1 protein-coding gene is annotated in these 1,056 nt (G+C 68.3%); it reads right to left on the reverse strand.

All coding sequences use genetic code 11. The features are described from left to right. Positions 1-9 precede the first annotated feature (9 nt). A partial coding sequence (locus MRBLMI12_RS08630) for an IS30 family transposase (RefSeq protein WP_422656048.1) occupies positions 10-1,056 on the reverse strand: 1,047 nt, incomplete at its 5' end.

Below are 1,056 nucleotides of genomic sequence, written 5' to 3' on the forward strand. Positions count from 1 at the left end.
TTCCAGCAGTCATCGCAACGAGGGGTGATTCTGGGAGGCTAGCAGCGTGGCGAAGAGGTCGGCTGGGGTTCGGTCGCCGAGGGTGATCCGGGGTCGGCGGTTGAGTTCGTTCTCGACGTGGGCGAGGTCGCGGGCGCTGTGGAGGGAGAGGTCCGTCGACTTCGGGAAGTACTGGCGGAGGAGCCCATTCGTGTTCTCGTTCGACCCGCGCTGCCACGGGCTGCCCGAGTCGCAGAAGTAGATGCGCGTGCCGGTCGCCTGGGTGATCTCAAGATGTCGGGCCATCTCCGTGCCCTGGTCCCATGTCACCGTCCGCCGCAACGGTGGCGGTAGCTCGTTGAGCGTTCTCACGAGCGCCCGGAGCAGCTCGGTCGAGTTGTGCGCGGGGAGGTGCAGGAGCTTCACGAACCGGGTCTGCCGTTCGACGAGCGTGCCGATCGCGGAGCGGTTGTGCGGTCCGACGATGAGGTCGCCCTCCCAATGACCTGCGATCGATCGGTCTGTCGGCTCGAAGCCGCGGTCATGGACGGAGAGCATCGGCTGCGCGAACCGCGGCCGGGTGCGGACCTGGCGGCTCTGTCCGCGCCGATGATCACGCCCGGTGCGAAGCGGCGAGGGCTCCGGCTTGCGGACGATCCCTGAGCTCGGCCGGTAGATCTCCTGATAGATCGTCTCTGTCGCCACCCGCGCACTTGGGTCGGTGGGGTGCGCGAGCTTGAGTGCCCGGGCGATCTGCTGCGGACTCCACCGCTCTCGGAGTTTGGCGAGCACGAACGCGCGCAATGCGCCGTCCATGGACAGCTTGAGCGGGCGGGTGCGACGCCGCCGCGTCGCCGCAGCGGAGTGGGCGTGGAACGGGCGATACTGACCGGACGCGTGAAGGTTGCGGCGCAGCTCTCGACTAATGGTCGACGGCGCTCTGCCCAGAGCGCGTCCAATGGCCGTCGGGCCGAGGCCTCGGCTGGCGAGATCGGCGATCTGGATGCGCTCAGCCTCGGAGAGGAACCGGGGCGAGATCGTGCGGGCGGCAAGCAGCTCGAGCGGTGGCACGAACTT

It is taken from the genome of Microbacterium sp. LMI12-1-1.1 (assembly GCF_040676455.1).
Classification (GTDB): domain Bacteria; phylum Actinomycetota; class Actinomycetes; order Actinomycetales; family Microbacteriaceae; genus Microbacterium.